Source organism: Actinomyces sp. oral taxon 448 str. F0400 (assembly GCF_000220835.1).
Classification (GTDB): Bacteria; Actinomycetota; Actinomycetes; order Actinomycetales; family Actinomycetaceae; genus Actinomyces.
Genome location: NZ_GL985606.1, coordinates 302,454 through 323,834, shown reverse-complemented (window position 1 = coordinate 323,834; position 21,381 = coordinate 302,454). Strand labels below are relative to the sequence as shown.

Genomic DNA, 21,381 nt, shown 5'->3' with positions numbered 1-21,381 from the left:
CCGCTCGCGCTCCGCCTCACGCCTGATACCAGCCCTGGTAGACGTAGGGGAAAGGAATGTTGCCGCGCATGCCGATGGAAGCCGACACGACGTCCTTCGCAGTGACGGCCGCCTGGAGCGGCGTCGCGCCCTTGGCGAGTTCGGCGGTGACCGCCGCCGCCAACGTGCAGCCGGCGCCGTGCACGCGCTCGGCCCCGACCGCCGGAACCTCCAGGACCTCGAGGTTCTCGCCGTCGTAGAAGACGTCCAGGGCCGTGCCGGTGCCTAGAGAGGGGCCGGCCTTGGCCAGCACGTTGGGCACGCCCCGTTCGTGGATGCGCCTGGCGGCGTCCTTGAGCCGGGCCACGCTCGTGATCTCCTCCATGCCGGCCAGCGTCGCCGACTCGAAGAGATTGGGAGTCACCATGGTGGCTCGCGGCAGGATTCTCTCCCGCAGAGCGTCGTCGACCGCGCGGGCGGAGGCGAACTCCTGACCCTTGCAGATGAGCACCGGGTCGAGGACGACGTCAGGGAAGGCGTATTCCTCCAACGCGGCGTCGACGACGTCGATCGCCGCCGCGGTGCCGAGCATGCCGATCTTGACGGCGTCGATCGCCGCGTGGACGCTCGCGCAGGCCTCGATCTGGTCGTGGATGACCTCGGGGTCGACCGGCACGAAACGGTGATCCCACCCGGCCCTTGGATCCATGGACACGATGCAGGTCAGGGCCGTGCAGCCGAAGACGCCGAGCTGGTGGAAGGTCTTGAGATCGGTCTGAGCACCCGCGCCGCCCGAGGCCTCCGAGCCGGCGATGGCGAGGACGATGGGGGGAGCGATCCGCTTGGGGGAGGTTGTCATAGTCACTAGCGTGCCTCCGGTGAGGGGCGGCGGCCAAGCGGTGTCCGCATAGCCGCTATCCGAGGCGGGCTGCACAGGTGCTTTTCAGGCGGGGGTGGACGATCGTTCAGGTCGGGACGAGACCGTGGAGACACTGTGGAGACGCCGTCGGGAGTGGGAGAATCCGCTCCGGACGGCGCCCGCATCGATGACCCGCCGACCAAGAGGATGACCAATGAGCGATGACATCGCCGTCATCACCTTCCCCGAGCGCAGCACGACCTACGAGGCCTTCAGCAAGATCAGCGCCGACTCCGACAGGCTCGGGCTGGTCAGCGCCGCCCTGATCGAAGTCGACGAGCACGGCCGATTCACGATCCCCGAGGGCGAGGACAATCGCTTCGGATTCGGGGTGGGCACCGGTTCCCTCATCGGGGTTCTCGTCGGCGCCCTGGGCGGGCCCATCGGAATGCTCCTGGGTCTGGGGGTCGGTGCCCTCGCCGGTGCCGCCGTCGACACCGACCGGGCCGAGAGCGATGAGCTCGCCGTGACGGCCTTCGTCGGGAAGCTGGCTCCGGGGACCAACGGGATCCTCGCCCAGACCTCGGAGCCCGGCAGCACGGCGCCGCTGGACGCGGTCGTCGCCGAGCAGGGCGGCACGATCGTGCGACGTCCCCTCAATGAAGTCCTGGCCGAGCTCGAGGCCGGCCAGATCGCCGAGGAGGAGGCCGCCAAGGCCGCTCGCGAGACGCTCCGCAAGCAGAAGCGTCAGGAGCGCAGGGACACCCGCGAGCACCGCATCAAAGTCCTGCGGGAGAAGTTCAGCCGCGCCTGATCTCTGACCGGGCGGGAGGAATCGCCGGGCCCGCCCGGCCTCCGGCGGGGCCGTACGGGCAGGGGGATCCGCCGACGAGGGCGGGCCGCAGGCGGATCCCCCCGGGGCGCTCGCGGCCGCGGGGCGCCGCACCGGCCGCTGCGCACCGGACCGGCCGAGCCTCCTCAGGCGCTCGCGACGGTGAAGCGAGTCCCGCGGTGGGCGTCCCTCTCTGCTTCGTCGACCAGGGCCAGAGCCATATCGGCAGCGGACAGGGCCGGGCCGGCCGGCGAGTCGGTACCGCTGACGTAGGCGCCGCTGGACTCCTCCGTCGGATAGTTCGGTGCGGGGGAGACGAGCGTCCATGCCACGGCATCGCCGGCGGAGCGGAAGAGCTCGAGGACGTCGGCGAAGGCCAGCGCTTCGTTCCGGTAGTCCTCGGGGAAGGCCGGGTCGTCGACGATCCGGCGGCCCTCGGCGTCGAGCAGCGACCCGGCCCCGCCGACGACGACGAGGCGGCCCGCGGGGCGCGCGGCGACGAGCGCGGCGAAGGCGTCGACCACGGGCTGGACGGGGCCTCCGGTGCGGTCAGGCGAGACCGCGATGATGGTGGCGTCGGCGGCGTCGACGAGGTCGACGACGGCGGGGGTATCGGCGAGGTCGGCGACGACATCGGCCGTGGCGCCCTCGGCGTGCGTGCCTGATCGGGTGACCGAGGTGACGGTGTGGCCGCGGCGGGCGGCCTCGGCGACGACGGCCGATCCGGTGGCGCCGCTTCCTCCGATGACGGTGATTCTCATGGGTCCTCCTGAGTCGTGACGTGCGGGGAGCCGACCGGAATCCCGGCGGCACCTTCATGGTATGGTTCGCATATCAAGTACCTCAAGGTAACTAAGGAGAGCCGCATGTCGCGAAGGACGCTGGGATCAGCGCGTTCGGGAGCCGGAGGCGGCGCGAGTCCGGTCGGTTGCGGCGGCCGGCCCCGCAGTCGTGGTCCGAGCGTCCCCGGATCTGCGGCGCACCCCTCCGGACCCGCCGCCAACGACCACGACGTTCTGTCTCCCGCGTGCCCCTCACGCACGGTACTGCGCCACGTCGTCGACCGGTGGACGCCGCTCATCGTCGCCGTGCTGATCGAGGGGTCGCACCGGTTCGGCGAGCTGCGCTCCGCCATCGGCGGCATCACCCCCAAAGTTCTGACCGAAACGCTGCGCTCCATGGAGCGCGACGGCCTCGTCACCCGCGATCAGGTTCCCGGCGTCCCGCCCCGTGTGGATTACGCGCTCACGCCCCTGGGCGCCACCCTGGCCGTGCCCATGGCGGCCCTGCGGAACTGGGCCCAGGACCACTGCGCGGAGGTCCTGGCCAACCGGGCCCGCTACGACGGCGCGACTCCCGGGCCCGTCGTCCCCCACCGCTGAGCGGCCGAGCGCCGCCCGCCGGTGCGGGCGGCTCGCCCACAGGTTGAGAATCAGTCATGGGTGGTGACACCATCCTCACCGATGAGGACGGCTCGGCAGCGGGACCGCCGATGGCCGGTACGAGCCGGCGACCGGCGTGCGAGAACTCCTCCCCCCGTGTTGGAGGTACTCGCTACGCTCGTACCGGTTCGTCGACGGGTGACCGTTCCCGGACCGATCGCAATCCAGGACGAGGGGTGAGCAATGGGAACCAACGGCGTTGTCGCGGACGCGCTCAGACTCGCGCGTCGGGTGCGTGAGGACGCCGGTCTGGCTCTGCTGCGCGCCGACCTGGGCCCGATGGCGGCGGCCGTCCTCAACGAGCATCTAGGCGGTGAGGTGCGCCGCCGGCCCGTGGCCGAGCTCCATGAACTCGTCGATGAGGATCTCGCCGCGCTGCGTGCGGCAGGGGTGGATGCTTCGCGCACCGCCCGGGCCTACTGCGACCAGTGGCGCAGGGACGGCGTGCTCGTGCGCGCTCCGGCGCCCGGCGCCAGGGCGGAGACTTACGAGCTGTCCGCCTCGGCGGAGGCCGCCATCCGCTTCCTGATGCATGGCGATCACCCCCGCGCCACCGTTACCCGGCCGCGCCTGGACACCGTCTCCACCCAGATCAGCCGCCTCGCTCGGGACTGCGACCCGACCGCTGCGGGACGCCTGCACGCCCTGCGCGCCGAGCGCGCCGCCCTTGACGAGGAGATCGCTCGTGCCGAGGCCGGGGACTTCGTCCCGGTCGACGGGCCCGAGGCCGCCGAGCGCCTGACCGAGATCGTCTCCCTGGCCGAGGAGGTTCCCGGGGACTTCGCCCGCGTCCGCGCCGAGATCCTCGCGCTCAGCCGCTCCCTGCGCGAACGCGTCGTCACCCTGGACTCCTCCCGCGGCGAGGTGCTCGACGACATCTTCCGCGGCGTCGACCGCATTGAGAGTTCCGAGGCCGGCCGTTCCTTCCTCAGCTTCCATCAGCTGCTCACGGACCCGGACTCCTGCGCCCGTCTCGACGAGGATCTGGAGTCGATCCTCGACCGCGACTTCGCCACCCGGCTGGAGGACGCCGACCTGCGTTTCCTGCGCTGCTGGCGTCCCGCCCTCACCCGGGAATCGACCGCGGTGCGCCGTACCATGACGGGCCTGTCCCGCTCCCTGGACCGCTTCGTGAGGTCGCGCGCCTTCGAGGCGCACCGCCGGCTGGGCGCCGAGCTCGCCGAGGCTCAGGGCCTCGCCGCCCGTCTCGCCGCCCAGGCCGCGCCGCAGGCGCGACTCGACCTCGACCTGGAGCTCACCAGCGTCCCGCTGACCTCCATCGGCGCCTGGCGCCTGCGCAACCCCGCCGACACCGCCGTCGTCGAGGAGATCACCGTCCACGAGCCCACCGCCCTCGACTTGGAGGAGGTGCGTCGGATCGTACGAGCCAGTGAGATCGACCTGGTCGAGCTCACGGACGCCGTCGGCGCGGTCCTCGCCGAGCGGGGGGCCGCCACCGTGGGGGAGATCCTCGGCGAGCACCCCGCCACCCAGGGGCTGGCCAGCGTCGTGGGACTGCTGCTCCTGGCCCGGCGTCAGGGTCAGGAGGTGGCCGGGAACGAAACCGTCGCCTGGACGACCTCCGGCGGAGCCGAGCGCTCCGCCCGTATCCCCCGATTCCTGTTCACCGACCGCACCACGAAGTCAGGAGATGCATGAGCGCCGAGGCCGCACCAGTTCAGGCACCGGCTCAGGACGGAGCCGCCAATCCGGGCGCGCTGTGGGACGGGGATCCCGGCACCCTTCCCAGGGACACCCGACGCGCCCTCGTGCGCCTCCTCCAGGGCCCCTACCTCACCCTTGAGCTCCACCCCGACCTGTGGAACGCGCTACTGACCGACGAGGTCGCCATTCGTCGCCACCTGGGGGATCTCTTCCTCGAGCTCGTTGTGGACCGCGAGGCCGGTCTCGCCTTCACCCGCAACGCCCCGGACCCCACCGGGGCCGCGCCCTCCGTCATGCGCACTATGCCGCTGACCCTGGTCGACTCCGTCCTCCTGCTCCACCTGCGCACCCTCCTGCTGCGCACGACGACGCCGGGTGAGCGCGTCTTCGTCGACCGCGACGAGATCGACGAGCAGCTCGACGTCTACCGCCCGCACGCCTCTACCGACCATGCCGGTTTCCTGCGCCGCGTGAGCTCCTCGGTCGACAAGCTCAAACGGGCCTCCCTCCTGCGCGAGACCGATGTGCCCGAGCGCTACGAGATCTCTCCGGTCCTCGCCCTGGTCTTCACCGCTGACGAAGTCGCCGCCGTCGCCGCTGAGTACCGCCGCCTGCTGGGGGAGGGCGATGAGGATGACCAGGCCGCCCCGAGGGCCGATGATCCGAGCACCGATCAGGTGGACGGCGCTGACGGCGCGAGCGGTGCCAGCAGCGCCGACGGCGCAGCGGATGATGAGACATCGGAGCGGGAGAACGAATCATGAGCAGCTCGGCAACAGCATCGCAGACCGACTCCCAGCACCGTCTGGCCCGCATCCAGGTCTACAACTGGGGAACTTTCTCCGGATACCACGATCTCCCCGTCCCCCGGGACGGCCTTCTGCTCACCGGGCCGTCGGGCTCGGGGAAGTCCTCGCTCCTGGACGCCCTGTCCGCCGTCCTCGTGCCGCCGAGGAATCTGCGTTTCAACGCCGCCGCTCAGGACTCCACCACGGGCGACCACTCCCGCTCCGTGCTGAGCTATGTGCGCGGCGCATACCGGCGCAGCGCCGATGAGATCACCGGCGAGGTCGTCACCGACTACCTTCGCTCGGGCGCCACCCGCAGCGGCGTCGCCCTGACCTTCACGCGATTGGATCCCGGCGAGACGATCACCCTCGTCAAACTCTTCCACGCCAGGCAGGGCTCGACTTCCGCCAACTCGGTCTCCCAGACGCAGCTGCTCGTCGAGGGGGACATCGCCCTGACCGGGCTCATGGAGTACCTGACCAACGGCATCGACAGGCAGGCCCTGAGCCGCGACCTCGAGGGGCGCGCCGCCCGCTTCGAGCGCTACGAGGCCTTCGCCGCCCGCTTCCGCCGCCGGCTGGGCCTGTCCGGCGAGGTCGCCCAGCGCCTGCTCCACCGGACCCAGTCGGCCAAGAACCTCACCAGCCTCGACGCCCTCCTGCGCGACTTCATGCTCGATGAGCCGGACACCTTCGCGATGGCGGACGCCGCCGTCGAGCAGTTCGCCGAACTGCGCGAGGCCCACGCCGCCGTCGTCGAGGCCCGCAACCAGGAGGCTCTGCTCTCCCCGCTGCGTCAGCTCGATGAGCGCATCACCGAGGCGCGTCAGGCCCAGGAGCGAGCCGAGGGGCTGCGCGCCGCCATCGACCCCTACCTCGACCGGCTCAAGACGTCGCTCCACGAGCAGACCGTGGATACGGCGCGCCGCGCGCTGGACCGTCTCGCCGATGAACTCACCGCCGCCCGCAGGGCCGAGCAGGACGCCCGCCGGGAGCGGGAGGCCGCGCACCTGGCCCTGGCCGGGGGGCTCGGTCAGGACCTGCCGGCCCTCGACGCTCGTCTGGAGGCCGCCCATCAGGCCACCGAGCGTGCCGCCGGGGCGCGTCGATTCCTCGACGCCCAGCTGGACATCCTGGGAGCCACCGCCCCGAGCGAGGGCGCGGCCTTCGCCGAACTTCAGCGCACCGCGGCGCAGGAGATCAGGCGCGCCGAGAGCGTCGAGAGCGAGCAGGACGGCGCCCGCAACGCCCTGCGCGCCGAACAGGTCGCCCTGGCCGAGCAGCAGCGCGAGCTTCGTCAGCGGGCCGATCAGATCACCCGCTCGCACTCGGCCATGAGCGCCGAACTGCTGCGCGCCCGGGATGTCGTCGCCCGCGCCGTCGGGCAGGCGCCCGCCGCCCTGCCCTTCGCCGGGGAGGTTCTCGAGGTCGTCCCCGGCCAGGAGGAGTGGCGCGTCGCCATCGAGACCGTCGTCGGCCCCTTCGCCCGCACCATGCTCGTCCCCGAGCACCTCTATCGCAAGGTCGCCGAGGCCGTCGACGCCGAGCACCTGGGCGCTCGCCTGGGGTACGAGCGCATGTCCCCCGGTCGCCGCTCCACTCGCGCCCTGCCCGCCGACGCGTTGGCCCGTCGGGTCCGGTCCCGGGCCGGCTCTGAATACGGCGGGTGGCTCGACGCCGAGATCATGCGCCGCTTCGATCACGCCTGCGTCGAAAGCGCCCGCGACCTGGTCGCCGTGGATCGCGGGGTCACCCGCGCCGGGCAGGTGAAGTCCTCGCGCACCAGCCACCTCAAGGACGACCGTCAGGACCTGACCGACCCCGGTAGCTGGACCGTCGGCGTCGACCCCGCCGAGCGTCTGGAGCAGGTCGTCGCTGAAAGTCGGCGGGTCGCCGCCCGGCTGGAGGCCGTCGACGGCGAGATCACCACGCTGGATCGTGTGCGCGCCGTCGGCCGGGAACGTCGCGACGCCTGCCGGCGCATCCTGGAGACCACGTGGGAGGAGGTCGACGTCGACGGTGCCAGGTCCCGCGAGGCCGATCTGACCGCGCAGCGCGCTCGCGCCGCCACGGCTCTCCCGGGCCTGGGCGAGCTCGAATCGCGCGCCGCGGCCGCGGGTCTGGCTGAGGACAAGGCGCGGAGCACGGTCCTGCGCCTCGCGGGCGAGGAGCAGGTCCAGCGCGCACGACTCGAGGACGCCCGGGCCGCCCTGGCCGAGCTCGCGCAACGACGTCGGGAGCGGGAGGAGGACCGCGCGCACCCCGATGCGGGCGGTTCCGACGGCGCCGGCCGGGGCGACACGAACGATCGGACCGGGGGCACCGACACCGACAGGACGGACAGGGGGGCCGGCTCCGGCGCGTCCGGCTCCCGCCGACCCGCCTTCACCCGGACGGAGCGGGAGGCCCTCTTCGGCGAGCTCGAGCAGCGATTCCGGTCCCGGCGTCGCCACGCCGGACTGGCGGAGGCCGACGCCACCGCTCGCGAGGTCGAGCAGGAGATCGCCCGGGACCACCAGCGCGCCGCGCAGGCCGAGAGTCGCGGGGTGGGGGAAGCCCGCGCCATCATGGTGCGCTTCTCCGAGCGCTGGCCCGTGCACGGCCGCGAAGTGCGTCCGGAGGCGGCCTTCCTCGGCGACTACCTCGAGCTGCTGGACCATCTTCAGGCCGACGGTCTGCCCCGATTCGAGCGTCGTTTCGCCGAACTCCTGCACAGCCAGACCGAGCAGAACATCGGGCAGCTCGCCAGCGAGGTGCGCCGCGCCGTCAGCCAGGTGCGAGGTCGCATCGGCCCCGTCAACGACGCTCTGCGCGCCACCGAGTACTCGCCCGGCCACCACCTGCACATCGAGGTGGCCGAGCGGCGCCTGCCCATCGTCCACGACTTCCTGGTGGATCTGGCCACCATCGCTGCGAGTAACCTCGACCTCGCCGAGGAGACCGCCGAGGAGGCCGAGGCGCGCTTCGCCGTCCTCGATTCCGTCATGACGCGTTTGGGCTCCTCCGATCCTCGTGACGAGACGTGGAGGCGCCAGTGCCTGGACACCCGCCTGCACGTCTCCTTCACCGCCGTCGAGCGCGACGAATCGGGCACGGCCGTCGACTACTACGAGGGGGCCGCGGGCCTGTCGGGGGGGCAGCGTCAGAAGCTCGTCGTCTTCTGCCTGGCGGCCGCTCTGCGCTACCAGCTCACCGAGCCCGGACGGGCGGTTCCCGGATACGCGCTGGTGGTTCTCGATGAGGCCTTCGACAAGACCGATGCGGAGTTCACCCGGGCCGGTCTGGACGTCTTCCGCGGGTTCGGTTTCCAGCTGCTACTGGCCACGCCCATGAAGATGCTTCAGACTCTGGAGGATCACGTCGGCGGCGCCGCCATGGTCACTAACACCCCGGAGGGAGACGACTCGCGTCTGGCCGTCGTCATCTTCGAAGAACGCGACGGGGGTGCGGCGCCGCCCCGAGCGCACGAGGCCGCTGACGCCTCCGGGTCCAGGGCTCGCGGGGGCGCTGAAGCCGTCGATGCTCCCAGGACGGTCAGGGCGTCCGGGAGGAGAGCGGCCGCGGCGGCTGCCAGACCCCGCGCCGCCGACGTCGCGCCGCCCGCCCCCTCGGATGCCGCCTCGCCCGCCGATGCTGACGAGCCCGCCGGTACCACCGGGATCGTCAGCACCGCCACCGGAGTCGCGGGGGCTGCCGGAGCCCGGCACGCGGCCGGGGCGACCGCTCCCGACGGCGCCCCGGACGGGAGCGAAACCGTCGACGCGCCGAATGACGCCGAAGCGGGCGACGCCCCGGCATCTGCCGGAACGCCCTGAGCGCTCCGGCGGGGCGGCCCGGTCCGAGCGAGCGCGGAGACTCGGGGCCGTGCGTCCGCATATGAGCGCGGGTGCATGGCCCCGCCGGCGACGGGCCGCATGAGAAGCAGGAGGGACGTGGCGGCGGTCGCGCGCGACCGACCGGCCCGGTGAAGTGCCTCCTCGAAAACCTGTCAATCGATAGTCTTATCAGTCACTATAGGGCCATGAGCGCCTCCGAATCCGTCCTTCCTGAACCTGAGTGCACCTGGTCCACCGGCCCCGACGACGCGGCCGCCGTCCCCGCTGAAGTCCGCGACGCCGTCGACACCGTCCTGAACACCTCGGGGCTCCCCCGCTCCGAGCGCGAGATTCTCACCACCCGCGTCGAGCGCTGGTACCCCGACATCAGCGACGGGCTCGTCACCCTCTACGGCGAACCCATCGCCACGCGCACCGCCGCAACCCTGCTTGCCGACGCGGCTCGCGCCTACATCGACCGCGACCCGCAGCTGCGGCACCTCGACCTGGCCCGCACCCTCGAGCCCGCATGGGTCCAGAACCCCTCGCGCATCGGCTACGCCGGCTACACCGAGCGCTTCGCCGGCGATTTGCGCGGCGTGATGAAGCGCATTCCCTACCTGCGCGAGCTGGGCGTCTCCTACCTCCACCTCATGCCGTTGCTCACCCCCCGCCCCGGGGATTCCGACGGCGGTTACGCCGTGGCCGACTACCGCTCGGTGCGTCCCGACCTAGGGGATATGGACGACCTGGCCGCCCTGACCGCCGAACTGCGCAGGGACGGCATCAGTCTAGTGGTCGACCTCGTCCTCAACCACGTGGCCGCCGAGCACGAATGGGCCGAGCGCGCCCGGGCGGGCGAGCAGCGATATCGCGACTACTTCTTCATCTACCCCGACCGCACCGAGCCGGACGAGTACGAGAAGACCCTTCCCGAGATCTTCCCCGACTTCGCTCCCGGCAACTTCACCTGGAATGACGAGATCAACGGCTGGGTCTGGACGACCTTCAACTCCTTCCAATGGGACCTCAACTGGCGCAACCCCCGCATCATGGAGGAGTTCGTCTCCATCATCTTCAACCTGGCGAACAAGGGGGTCGAGGTTCTGCGGCTGGACGCCATCGCCTTCACCATCAAGCGCAAAGGCACCGACTGCCAGGGCCAGCCCGAGGTCCACGCCATCACCGAGGTGCTGCGCGCCATCACCCGCATCGCGACCCCGGCCGTCGACCTCAAGGCCGAGGCGATCGTCGCCCCCACCGAGCTCCTCCAGTACCTGGGCCAGGGCCGTTACACCGGCAAGGTCTCCGACCTCGCCTACCACAACTCCCTCATGGTCCAGGTCTGGTCCATGCTCGCCACCCGCAATGTCGCACTCGCCGCTCATGCCCTGGACGCGCTGCCCGTCGAGCCGTCTACGGCCACCTGGATCACATATATCCGCTGCCACGACGACATCGGCTGGGCCATCGGGGACGACGATGCGGCCGCAGTGGGTCTCAACGGCTACTGGCACCGCGTCTTCCTGGCCGACTGGTATCGCGGGGCCTACCCCATGAGCGACGCCCGCGGCCTGGTCTTCCAGTACAATCCCGTCACGAACGACCGCCGTATTGCGGGCACCGCCGCCTCTCTCATCGGCATCGAAGCCGCCGCCGAGGCCGTCGAGGGCATCGACGAGTCCACGCCCGCTTGGCGCGAGGAGGAGCTGCGCACCTGGCTGGAAGAGCGTTTCAACGCCCTGCGTCTGGCCAACGCCGTCATCTACGGGTGGGGCGGTGTGCCGGTCATCTGGTCCGGGGACGAGCTCGGCCAGTTCAACGACCCAAACTGGGATACCGAGCCCGGACACGAGACCGATTCGCGATGGGCCGGTCGCCCCGCCCTGGACGAGTCCCGCGTGGAGAACAGGCACGATCGCTCCACCGTCGAGGGGCGCATCTTCTCCGATCTGGCCCACCTGGGGCGGGTGCGGGCGAGTCTGCCGCAGCTGAGCGCCGACGTGCGCACGGTGGTGGCCCCGGTCGATGACGAGGGCGTGCTGGTCACCTACCGCGACCACCCCCGCGGCAGTTTCGTCGGCGTGTACAACGTGACTCCCGACTGGAGGAGCGTCCCCGCCCGGAGGCTCGCCGAGTACGGGGTGCTGGGAGCCGTCGACGCGCTCACCGGCACGGTTCCGTCCGACTCGACGACTCTCGAGGGCGCCGGCGACGGGCAGGTGCCCGTGCCGCCCTACGCTGCCTGGTGGCTCGTGCGCCCGACCGACTGACAGCGGCCCGCGCCGGAATTGGTTGGCTTCTGCGCCGGATCGGCCGCGATGGCGAGGGGGCGCAGCGCGGGCCTCCGCAGGGGCGCACAGGCCCCGCCGCCCTCCCGGGTGGGGACGATCCCGGTCCGGGTGTCCAAATCTGTTACAAAGGCCCGGATCACGTCGGAATGAGCGAGGAGAATCGTTGATATTCCGGGGTTTCATCCGCCGCCGATACGGGCTTGCGGCTTCTTTGCAGCAGATTTGGACACGCTTCTGCTCGGATGAGTCCCAGGAGCCCCGCACGCCGGGTCGACTGCGCGATGGTGGCGGGGCGGCGGGGCGAAGACGTAGGACTTGGGGCCCGGGCGTTGGGCGTGCATCGTTGAGGACGTGATCAGCTGCGGCTCCTCTGCCTCGATGAACGCCTCCTCAAACGCCTCCGCAGCCGCGGCGGGCTCCATCCTGGCCGAGGATACCGCCGGCCCCGCTGCGCTCGGACTGTCCGCCGTCGCCCCGGACGCTGCCTCATCTCCACGACCCTGGACTCGGCCACGCCGTCAGCCTCGACACGGTCATCGAGACCATGCGTCAGACCGGCGAGGACGTGCTCGCCAAGTACAAGGAGACGTCCTGCGGCGGGCTGGCCGTCAACGGTGTCGAGTGCTGAGAGAAGTGGGACCTATGTCCTAGTTTCCAGGTCATATCGATGGTGCCAGTGGTGTTCGGCATAATTGATGTATGAGCGAACCGCAGGCCCTCTCCAGCAGCCAGAGCTACAGCATTGCGCAGCTGCGATCCCTGGTGAAAGCCGGGCGTCTGCGCGTGCCTCAGTTTCAGCGTTCTTTCCGCTGGGAGAAGCAGGATGTCCTCAATCTCATCGACTCCGTGCTTCGCGGGTATCCGATCGGCAGTCTTCTGCTCTGGAAACGGGAGGCGGGGGCGGAGCATTTGAGGATCGGCGCTCTTAACGTTGATGCGGGTCGTCTTCCGGATGCCTTGTGGGTGGTTGATGGCCAGCAGCGCATCACCAGCCTCGTGAATGTCGTCGACCCGGAAGGAGCACGCGATTCGAGATTCTCCTTGGGGTACTCGTTGGGGGAGCAGAAGGTCATCCCTTTGCGTGATTCGGGGTCGTCACTCATCATTCCGCTGCCTGACCTATTCGATCTGGGGCGCGCGCTGGCGTGGCTGAGAGACAATCCTGACGGCGCAGATTTTGCCGTTCACATTCAGGATATCGCTGGTAGGCTCGCTGACGTATCGGTTCCCGCAACGATCATGGAGGATGCAGATGAGATGGTTCTCCGGGAGGTCTTCGATCGAATCAATAACCGGGGGAAGAAGCTTAATGCCGCGGAGATCTTTGATGCGATTCACGGCGGGCCGAGCAAGGGGCTGACGACGGCGGGTATCGCAGCACACGTTGACGAGCAGACGCATTTCGGGGCTCTGCCGGACAAGGTTGTGGTTCAGGCGCTCCTGGTGCGACGCCACACGGATATCACTCGTGATGTTCATGGAGAATTCTCTCCCAGACGTCGTGCTGTGAGCGACTTTTCCAATGAAAATCAGGAAGAGGCCTATGCGGCAACGGAACGAGCCCTCGCCGCAGCCGTAGTCTTTCTACAGCAGCAGTGCGGTGTTCCTCATATGACGTTCCTTCCGTTTCGTTTCCAGCTGCTTGTCCTGACAAGGTTCTTCGCCTTCTTTCCCCACGCTCAGGACCGTAATCTTGAGCTACTTCGACGCTGGTTCTGGCGCACGAGCGTCGGTGCCGATGAACTCGGTATCAATGGTTCTCAGACGGATCTGCGAGATATGGCGGCCTGTCTTGTTCCCCGTCAGGAATCGGCGTCGGTCCAAAGACTTCTCGGCGCAGCAACGCTCGTGAGCGCCCCGAAAATCCCTGATCTCGGTGTGTTTCGAGCTACTCGCTCCGACAGCAAGGTGATTCTCACCGCGATGTGGAACCTGGAGCCGATCGATCCGGACTCAGGCGCCCCGATAACGACGGAGATACTGGATGCGCAGCTCGAGAGTGAGACGACACCGCGGGGCGTGGTCTCCGACCTGGTTCCGGCCTCCCTTCTCCCCGACGGAGCTCCTGTCGCCGCGAACAAGGTGATCTCGACAAAAGATCGTCGCGATCTGCTTTCACTCCTGGACTCTGAGTTCGAGCTCGCCTCGCTGCTTCTGGACGAGCAGATCCTGCATGACCTTCAGGAGAACCGGTACGAGGACGTCATTGAAGCGAGAACTGAGCTGCTGCGCAGCTACCTCGGTGACTTCATTAGGGCGCGCACCGCCTATGGGCATGAGGACACCCCACCGCTCGGTGACTACTTCACCGATGAGGACTGGCAGAAAAGTGAAGCGTCATGATCGAAGCGGTCTATGCCGTTCTCCTTCACGGGGAGCATGTCGGAGCGATTCATCGAAGAGAAGCCTTTACGAAGTTCGTCTTCGATCGGGACTAATGGGATCGACCCGACCGTGCGGTGCTGGGGCGCTGGTTCGAAGAGCATCCACGTAAGCAGCCTCGAGCGACCAACAGGGTGCCCGCGTGGTTCTCCAATCTTCTGCCCGAGGGGCGCCTCAGGGAGCTGATCGCTCGCGAGCAGGGAGTCAGCACTCAGCGTGAGATCGACCTGCTCGTGAGGATCGGAGGTGATCTTCCGGGAGCGGTTGAGGTCATCCCGGATTCCGGAGCGTGTGTCATCGAGGGATTCGAGAGGGCGAGTGATGTTCCTGTGAACATCCCTGAGCCTTCCGGACGCCTGCGCTTCTCCTTGGCGGGGGTGGGACTGAAGTTCTCCATGCGTCAGGAGGGTGACCGGCTGGTGCTTCCCGCCCATGGTGAGAGCGGCGACTGGATCGTGAAAACTCCCGATGGTCGTTATCCGGGGCTCGTGGCGAACGAGGCTGCTATGATGCGGTTGGCGGGCGAGGTCGGTATTGAGGTTCCTGAGGTCCATGTGCGACATTATGATCAGGTGGATGAGCTTGGGGAAGGACTATGGCCATCCGATGAGGACGAGGCCTACGTGGTGCGCCGCTTCGACCGATTGCCCGGCGGACGCATCCATATCGAGGACTTCGCCCAGGTGCTCGGATGCTTCGGGGCTGGCGAGGAGAAGTACCGATCCACGGTCGAGACCGTCGCCGCTATCGCTTATCGCGGGCGGGATCATGCCTCATTGCGGGAGATGGTGCGTCGAACGGTTTTCAACCTGCTCATCGGCAATGGGGATGCCCACCTGAAGAACTGGTCACTCATCTATCCGGATCGGAAGATAGCGAGACTCTCACCCGCCTACGACCTCGTGTGCACGGCCGCCTACCCCGACCATGCCGATCTGGGCCTGCCCTTTTTCGGTACGGCGCGGCTGTCGGAGATCTCCCGTGACCACTTCGTGCGGCTCCAGGCGGGTTTGAATGTCGACGACGATGATGTCCTTAACGTCGTTGATGAGATGATCGACCGGTTCTCCTGCGCCTGGGCGGCTGGTGCAGCCGAACGAGTACCGTCGCGGGTGGCCGCTTGGATCGAGGAGCACCTTGAGCGGATTCGTCGGCAGCTTGCGCAGGAGTGATGGGTGCGCAATCGGCTCCGGAACCATCCGCCTGCCGGTCTGATTGGACATCGTGCGTGCGGTGGAGGATTGCGCTGCCGGCCGCCCGGCCCGCCGGGGCCTCCGGGCCCCGCTCGCGGGGCCGCCCGTCCCGGCTGACGGCACCGAGCCGTTCTTCGGGCCGATCCGCCCGATGACATCGCCGCCGTCATGCTCGCCGGCCTCACCGATCCTCGTAGTGCTGTCGGCACGAGGCGATGAGAATATTGCCGTGTTCGTCGATGCGGTAGACGAGACGGTGCTCCTCGGTGATGCGGCGGGACCAGTATCCGGCGAGGTTGTAGCGCAGGGGTTCCGGCCTGCCGATGCCGGTGTTCCCATTGCGCTGGATATTGCGGAGGAGCCGGTTGATGCGCTTGAGAATCCTGCGATCCTGGGTTTGCCACCGCAGGTATTCCTCCCAGGCGCCGTCATCCCAGACGAGTCCCATATCAGTCGTTCTCGTTCTCAATGAGATCGTGAGCGGTCCCACCACCGGCCTCGAGCCGCCTGGTGGCGCCGAGCAGGCGCCGGGCGTTGACCGGGTTGCGCAGGAGATGGTCCGTCTCCTTGAGCGACTGGTACTCGGCGAGGGAGACGATGACGGCGGGCTCGTGACCGGCGCGGACGATGACGACCTCCTCGCAGTCGTCGACGACGGAATCGAGGACCTCGGCGTAGTGGGCGCGCGACTCGGTGTAGGTCATGGTCTTCATGGCCCCGGCCTCCTGCTAGGACGTTCTACTACTGAACATGTTGTACAGTTAATTGTACGTCATAAGGCGGGCTTGCGCGGCGATGGGAAAGCCCGTCATAGATACTGGCGCTCCCGCCGGGCCCGGTGCTCCTGGCGACCGCGGACGACGTCGGGCTTCGGGGTCGCTGGCTCCCCTCGGGGGCCTCGGCTCGTGCCCGGCGTCTTCGGCGGGCCCGGCGGGATCGGCGCCCGCACGACCGTCTCCTCGGCGTCCTGGTGCTCTCGATGCCCGGCATGCGAGCGTCGCCTCCGTCTCCCGCGCGTTCTGCGTTCCACCCGATTCCTGGCAGGATGCGCCCGTGACCGCGAACTCGCAGCCCGGCCCGTCCCCGACCGGAACTCCGACTCCCCTCTCCCGCGAGTGGTGGAAGGACGCCGTCGTCTACCAGATCTACCCGCGGTCCTTCGCCGACGCCGACTCCAACGGCGTTGGCGACCTGGACGGGATCACCAGTCGCGTGCCGTACCTGGCGGCTCTCGGCGTCGACGCCGTCTGGCTCTCGCCCTTCTACCCCTCGGCCCTGGCCGACGGCGGCTACGACGTCGACGACCACCGCGACGTGGACCCGCGCATCGGCACCCTGGCCGATTTCGACCGTTTGGTCGCCGCCCTTCATGCCGCCGGCATCCGCATCATGGTCGACATCGTCCCCAACCACTCCTCCAACCGGCACGCCTGGTTCCGCGCCGCGCTGGCCGGCGGCCCCGACGCGCCCGAACGCGCCCTCTACCATGTGCGCCCCGGCACCGGCCCCGGCGGCACCGAGCCGCCGGGCGATTGGCGCTCCATGTTCGGCGGCTCCGCCTGGGAGCGCATCGACGACCGCACCCCCGATGGCGCGCCCCTGACCGGCCCGGGCACGCCCCGCCCCTGCCAGTGGTACCTCCACGTCTTCGCCCCCGAGCAGCCCGACCTCAACTGGGACCACCCGGCCGTGCGCGAGGACCTTCTGACCACCCTGCGCTTCTGGTGCGACCGCGGTGTGGACGGCTTCCGCGTCGACTTCGCCCCCGGCATGGCCAAGGACATGTCCGAACCCTACCGGCCGATGGCGGAGATCCCCTGGTGGCCGCTGCCCGAGGACGGCTCCCACCCTCTGCTCGACCGCGACGAGGTCCACGACATCTACGCCGCCTGGCGCGCCCTGCTGGAGTCCTACGATCCGCCGCGCTTCGCCGTCGCCGAGGCCGGAGTCGCCGCCTCCCGCCGCCCCGCCTACGCCGCGAGCCTCGGACAGGCCTTCAACTTCCAGATGCAGGACGCCGACTGGAGCGCGCGCTCGATCGGCTGGGCCATCGACGGCGGTCTCGCCGACGAGACGGTCTGCGGCTCAACCACCTGGGTCCTCGGCTGCCACGACACCCCGCGCGTGACCACCCGCTTGGGCTTCGACCCGGCCGACGACGCCGAGGGCGGTGAGCCCGATCCCTCCTACCCGGCGGGCATCGCCCAGCGCATGGCCCGGGCGTGGATCGGCGCCGATGGCGTCGCTCCGCCTCAGAACGCCGTGCAGGGCGAGCGTCGGGCCCGGGCCGCCGCCATGATCGTCATGGCTCTGCCCGGGGCCATGTACCTCTACCAGGGTGACGAGCTGGGTCTGCCCGAGGTGCCCGACATCCCCGAGGGGCGCCTTCAGGATCCGATCGCCTTCCGCATGCGGGGCAAGGAGAAGGGCCGCGACGGCTGCCGCGTCCCGCTGCCGTGGACGGCGACCGGCGACTCCTTCGGATTCGGCCCCGACGGCGGAGCCGAACCCCATCTGCCCCAGCCGGTCGGCTGGGGCGCACACGCCGTCGCGGTCGAGGAGGCGGACCCCGACTCGACTTTGAGCCTGTATCGCGATGGCCTGCGGTTGCGCCGTCGGGTGTGGGGCGCGGCGAACGGCGAGCCGCTGGAGTGGGTGCGTCGCGACGAGCGCGTGCTCGCCTTCGCCCGCGGCGGCGTGCAGTGCTGGACGAGCTTCGACGCCGACGTCCCGCTCCCCGACGGCGACGTGCTGCTCGCCTCCGTCCCGCTCGGGTGCGTCGAATCCGACGGCGACGGCGGGAACCTCGAGCGGGCCGTCAATGTCCTGCCCGCCGACGCCACCGCCTGGATCCGCCCCGCCGCTCCGCGCTCCCTCCCGCGCCCGGACCGGTCCTAGCCCGGGCGGCTGAGGCTGACTGCTATCCGGCGGCCCGGTCGCCCGCACTGCCCGCGCCGACCCGGCCGTCGGGCGCCCCGCCGGGTCCTGCGATCGAGTCGCCGTCGCCGGGTCCTGCGCCCGTGCCCGCGCTCAGGGAGGACGCCGTCGCAGTCGCCGACCCGCCCGACGTCGTCGTCACGGTGTACTCGACGCCCTCGGTCAGGCCCAGCACCGTCACCGCATCGGCCGACACCGTGCTGGTCAGCTCCCAGTTCGTGCCGTCCGTGCCCGTGACGGAGATCGTGTCGCCCTCGGCCACAGCCGTCGAGCTGGAGACCCCCACCAGCGCCGTCTCTCCGTTGGCGTCCACCGAGCCGTCCATCGCCCCGGCCGCGCCGCCCACCACGACCTCGCCGCCGGTGACGCGGGCCGAGCCGTTCGAGTCGATGCCGTCCGAGCTGGCGTAGTCGACCTGGACCTGTCCGCCCGAGATCGTGAGCACCGACCCGTCGTCCGACTCGGAGTCGGCGTTCTCATAGCCCTCGATCGTGCTGTCGCCGCTCGAGGCGTTCAAGCCATCCTCGCCCGAGGCGATGGACATGCTCCCGCCGCTCACGGTGATGAAGGCGCCCTGCAGGCCCTCATCGGCGGCGTCGATGGTCACGTCTCCCGAGTCCTGGGCGTAGGCCACCCCGGCGTTGATGCCCTTGGGGGACGGGGTCGTCTCGTCCTGGGACTGCTCCTGGGCCCCCTGGCCCGGATCGCCCTGCGCGGGCGCCGGGCCCTGGCTCGGCGTCCGGCCGGGGTCGGCGCCCTGATCCGGTTCGCCCCCGTTCGGCATCGCCCCCTGGCCCGGCCCCTGCTCGGCGGAGACGTCGGCGCTGGACTGCCCGCCGCCGGCCGTGATGGACAGCGTCGTGCCGTCCACCGTCATATCAGTGGCCGCGGACACGCCGTCGTCGCCGGAGACGACGCTTACCGTGGCGGCGCCGAGTGCGATGAATCCCTTGGTCTCGTCGTTGTCCTCGTCGGACTTCAGCCCGTCTCCCCCGGCCGTGATCGTGAGCGTGCCGCCGGAGACGAGCAGGTAGTCCTTACCGCGCAGCCCGTCGTCGACGGCGTCGACCGTGATCGTCGTGCCGCCGGTGATGACGAGCCCGTTCTTGGACGAGATGCCGTCGTTGTACGAGCCGGTCACGTTCAGCGAGCCGGTGCCGGTGATGGTGAGGGTGTCGGAGGAGGACAGGGCGGCGGTGGCGGCATCCTCGCCGGCGGCGTAGGTCGAGCCGTCGGCCAGCGTGTTCGTCGTGCCCTCCGCCAGGACGAGCACGGCGCTCCCGGCGTCCTGAATGTCGATCGCGGGGCCGTCGGCGCTGGTGATCGAGGCGCCCGCCAGGATGAGGTGGACGTCGGCGTCGTCGGCGGCCACGATCACTCGCCCGTTGTCGAGGCCGCCGGTCACGACGTAGGTGCCGGAGGCGGTGATGGTGATGGTCGTCCCGTCCGCGCTGTCGACGGCGACGTCGTCGGCTGCGCCGCCCGCGACATCCACCGAGTCGCCGGAGGCGGTGATGGTCGTGGTGGACTGCGCGGACGCGTCGTAGACGCCGGCGTTGTCGGAGTCGTCGGCGGCCTGCGCTGCCTGGGAGGTATCGGCGTTCGCGGCCAGGATGTCAGCCGGGCTCGCCCCGGTCGAGCTCTGTCTGACACGCGTGCTGATGCTCGTGCGGTCATCGGCGGATCCGGACTCCTGTGCGGCGCTCGCCGTGCTCGTCGTCGGCGAATCCGCCGAGTTCGTCGCCATGCTCGTCGAGCCGCCGGCGCTCGTCGACGATGTTCCGCAGGCGGCGACGAGCGCGACTGACGCCAGGGCGGCGATGGCGCCGCCGGAACGGCGCCCCCGGCGGGTCCGCGGACCGGTGTCGGTACGACGGCGCCCGGCACGAGGGGCGATGAGGTGCGTGAGCGGGTTCAACATGCGTTTCTCCTAGTGCCGGTGGCCCGGCGGGTCGTGTCCGGCCGCCGCCCGGAGGGGGCCGAGTTCGGTGCGGTGGTGGTCGTTGGGAGGGCGCCTGCGCCGCGGGTGATGCGGGTGGTGCCGGCCAGCTCGTGCGTGAGGAGCCGATGCCACTTGTTGGCCGGCAGCTCCGGGTGGAGGGCCGCCATGCCCGTGGCGTATTTCGAGATCTGCGACGGCCGGTGACCGTTGGACCACAGGTGGCGGTCGGTCGGCGAGGGCGTGGCCGGGTTCTTCGTCTCGATGACGGCCAGTGGCCCGGCGGGTTGCGACAGGCCGTACCGGATGGCTCCCGGGCGGGCTCTGCGCCCGGCGGAGCCGGCGTCGCCCGGCGCGCCCGGACCCGGGGCGAGAGCGGTCCATGTCAGGTCGGTGTCGATCGTGGCGCGGGCCTCGTCGGTGGGCAGATGCAGCGTCGTGCGGCGATAGGTTGTGGACATCGTCGGCATGAGGGCCCGAGCAATGCGGTGCGCTTCCTCGGCGGATCCGCTCGATGACGCGAGGCACTCGACGATGAATTCGAGCCCGCTGGCGGTCAGACGGCCGGCGTCGACGGCGCGGTAGGGCAGGCGCTGCTTGACTGTTGCTCCTCGCGCACCTCGAGTCTTGACTTCCAGGAAGGTCAGCTCCGAGTCGAGATAGGAGCGCGTGCGGATCTTGAAGCGGCGACGACGCTTGCGGGCAGCCCGGTGGTAGGAGTCGAGGGCGGGGGTGTCGAAATAGATCGAAGCATAGGAGAAGGATCGGCGGCCATCGATGTCGAGGACGCGGGCCCGCTCGGCTAGGACGTCGATGACGTCCTGCGCGGTGGTTGCGCCCACGAGGTACTTGCGATCGACGCGGGTGAGCAGGCCGGCGGCGGTGTTGAGCTCCTCCAGGGTCGTGGGGGCCAGATGCTCAGTGGCGAGCGGACCGGTCGGTGCGGTGACGGGCATGGTGGGCTCCTGTTGTGTCGATAGCGGATCTGGTTGTTCATCCGGCCCCCGACGTCGGGGCCGCGCCCGGGTGGTCGGGGCGGGACGCCCGGCCGAGTGTGCGGCGGGCCGGTAGCGGTCGGGGCGGGTCGGCGTCCGCCATCAGCGGCTCGCCATGGCCCGCTGCTGGGGGAGGTAGGACGGCGGCTCCTCCGAGACCGGGGCCCAGGTGTCCGTGGGGGAGGGCACCGTCGGCAGTGCGGCGGCGCTCCCCAGGCTTGCGGGGGCGGGCGCTCCTGTCGGCGGCTGGGTGTCGTCGAC

15 protein-coding genes and 1 pseudogene are annotated in these 21,381 nt (G+C 69.9%); 10 read left to right on the top strand and 6 right to left on the bottom strand.

Annotation, left to right across the window (positions count from 1 at the left end):
- Positions 1 to 16: 16 nt before the first annotated feature.
- Positions 17 to 838, bottom strand: a complete 822-nt coding sequence (locus HMPREF9062_RS01455; protein ID WP_034253492.1) for a PfkB family carbohydrate kinase — start codon at positions 836 to 838, stop codon at positions 17 to 19.
- A 214-nt stretch (positions 839 to 1,052) separates the two neighbouring features.
- Here HMPREF9062_RS01455 and HMPREF9062_RS01450 point away from each other — a divergent pair, with 214 nt between their 5' ends.
- Positions 1,053 to 1,652, top strand: a complete 600-nt coding sequence (locus HMPREF9062_RS01450; protein WP_009409847.1) for a hypothetical protein — start codon at positions 1,053 to 1,055, stop codon at positions 1,650 to 1,652.
- A gap of 164 nt (positions 1,653 to 1,816) precedes the next feature.
- Here HMPREF9062_RS01450 and HMPREF9062_RS01445 read toward each other — a convergent pair whose 3' ends face one another.
- Entirely contained in the window at positions 1,817 to 2,431 is a 615-nt protein-coding gene (locus HMPREF9062_RS01445) for an NAD(P)-dependent oxidoreductase (RefSeq protein WP_009409846.1), read from the bottom strand.
- Positions 2,432 to 2,536: 105 nt separating this feature from the next.
- Between HMPREF9062_RS01445 and HMPREF9062_RS01440 the strand changes: the two genes are divergently transcribed.
- From HMPREF9062_RS01440 to HMPREF9062_RS01410, 8 genes and pseudogenes are all read left to right on the top strand, one after another.
- Positions 2,537 to 3,052 carry a winged helix-turn-helix transcriptional regulator gene (locus HMPREF9062_RS01440; protein WP_009409845.1) on the top strand — a complete coding sequence of 172 codons (516 nt, stop codon included), beginning with the start codon at positions 2,537 to 2,539 and terminating at the stop codon, positions 3,050 to 3,052.
- A 243-nt stretch (positions 3,053 to 3,295) separates the two neighbouring features.
- Entirely contained in the window at positions 3,296 to 4,771 is a 1,476-nt protein-coding gene (locus tag HMPREF9062_RS01435; RefSeq protein WP_009409844.1) for a DUF3375 domain-containing protein, read from the top strand.
- Positions 4,768 to 5,541, top strand: coding sequence for a DUF4194 domain-containing protein (locus HMPREF9062_RS01430; protein WP_009409843.1), 774 nt, complete (start codon positions 4,768 to 4,770; stop codon positions 5,539 to 5,541). Before HMPREF9062_RS01435 ends, HMPREF9062_RS01430 begins: the two co-directional genes overlap by 4 nt.
- Entirely contained in the window at positions 5,538 to 9,380 is a 3,843-nt protein-coding gene (locus HMPREF9062_RS01425) for an ATP-binding protein (RefSeq protein ID WP_009409842.1), read from the top strand. The genes HMPREF9062_RS01430 and HMPREF9062_RS01425 overlap by 4 nt, the downstream gene beginning before the upstream one ends.
- 206 nt (positions 9,381 to 9,586) lie before the next feature.
- Complete coding sequence (locus HMPREF9062_RS01420) at positions 9,587 to 11,653, top strand: alpha-amylase family protein (RefSeq protein ID WP_034253489.1); 2,067 nt, start codon at positions 9,587 to 9,589, stop codon at positions 11,651 to 11,653.
- Positions 11,654 to 12,185: 532 nt separating this feature from the next.
- Positions 12,186 to 12,302, top strand: a pseudogene (locus HMPREF9062_RS12335) (L-serine ammonia-lyase, iron-sulfur-dependent, subunit alpha); the annotation flags it as partial.
- Between the two features lie 71 nt (positions 12,303 to 12,373).
- Entirely contained in the window at positions 12,374 to 14,017 is a 1,644-nt protein-coding gene (locus tag HMPREF9062_RS01415; protein ID WP_009409839.1) for a DUF262 domain-containing protein, read from the top strand.
- A 116-nt stretch (positions 14,018 to 14,133) separates the two neighbouring features.
- Positions 14,134 to 15,228, top strand: coding sequence for a type II toxin-antitoxin system HipA family toxin (locus HMPREF9062_RS01410; protein WP_009409838.1), 1,095 nt, complete (start codon positions 14,134 to 14,136; stop codon positions 15,226 to 15,228).
- 202 nt (positions 15,229 to 15,430) lie between these two features.
- Here HMPREF9062_RS01410 and HMPREF9062_RS01405 read toward each other — a convergent pair whose 3' ends face one another.
- A complete protein-coding gene (locus HMPREF9062_RS01405) occupies positions 15,431 to 15,697 on the bottom strand; it encodes a Txe/YoeB family addiction module toxin (protein WP_009409837.1) in 267 nt (88 codons plus the stop codon).
- A gap of 1 nt (position 15,698) precedes the next feature.
- Entirely contained in the window at positions 15,699 to 15,962 is a 264-nt protein-coding gene (locus tag HMPREF9062_RS01400) for a type II toxin-antitoxin system Phd/YefM family antitoxin (protein ID WP_009409836.1), read from the bottom strand.
- A 340-nt stretch (positions 15,963 to 16,302) separates the two neighbouring features.
- Between HMPREF9062_RS01400 and HMPREF9062_RS01395 the strand changes: the two genes are divergently transcribed.
- Positions 16,303 to 18,147: a glycoside hydrolase family 13 protein gene (locus tag HMPREF9062_RS01395; protein ID WP_009409835.1), complete on the top strand. Its 1,845-nt coding sequence runs from the start codon at positions 16,303 to 16,305 to the stop codon at positions 18,145 to 18,147.
- A 22-nt stretch (positions 18,148 to 18,169) separates the two neighbouring features.
- On the opposite strand, the gene HMPREF9062_RS01390 is transcribed toward HMPREF9062_RS01395, so the two are convergent.
- A complete protein-coding gene (locus HMPREF9062_RS01390; protein ID WP_009409834.1) occupies positions 18,170 to 20,107 on the bottom strand; it encodes a carbohydrate-binding domain-containing protein in 1,938 nt (645 codons plus the stop codon).
- Positions 20,101 to 21,081 (bottom strand): polyphosphate polymerase domain-containing protein, encoded by a 981-nt coding sequence (locus HMPREF9062_RS01385; RefSeq protein WP_009409833.1) that lies wholly within the window; start codon positions 21,079 to 21,081, stop codon positions 20,101 to 20,103. Before HMPREF9062_RS01385 ends, HMPREF9062_RS01390 begins: the two co-directional genes overlap by 7 nt.
- Between the last annotated feature and the right edge of the window lie 300 nt (positions 21,082 to 21,381).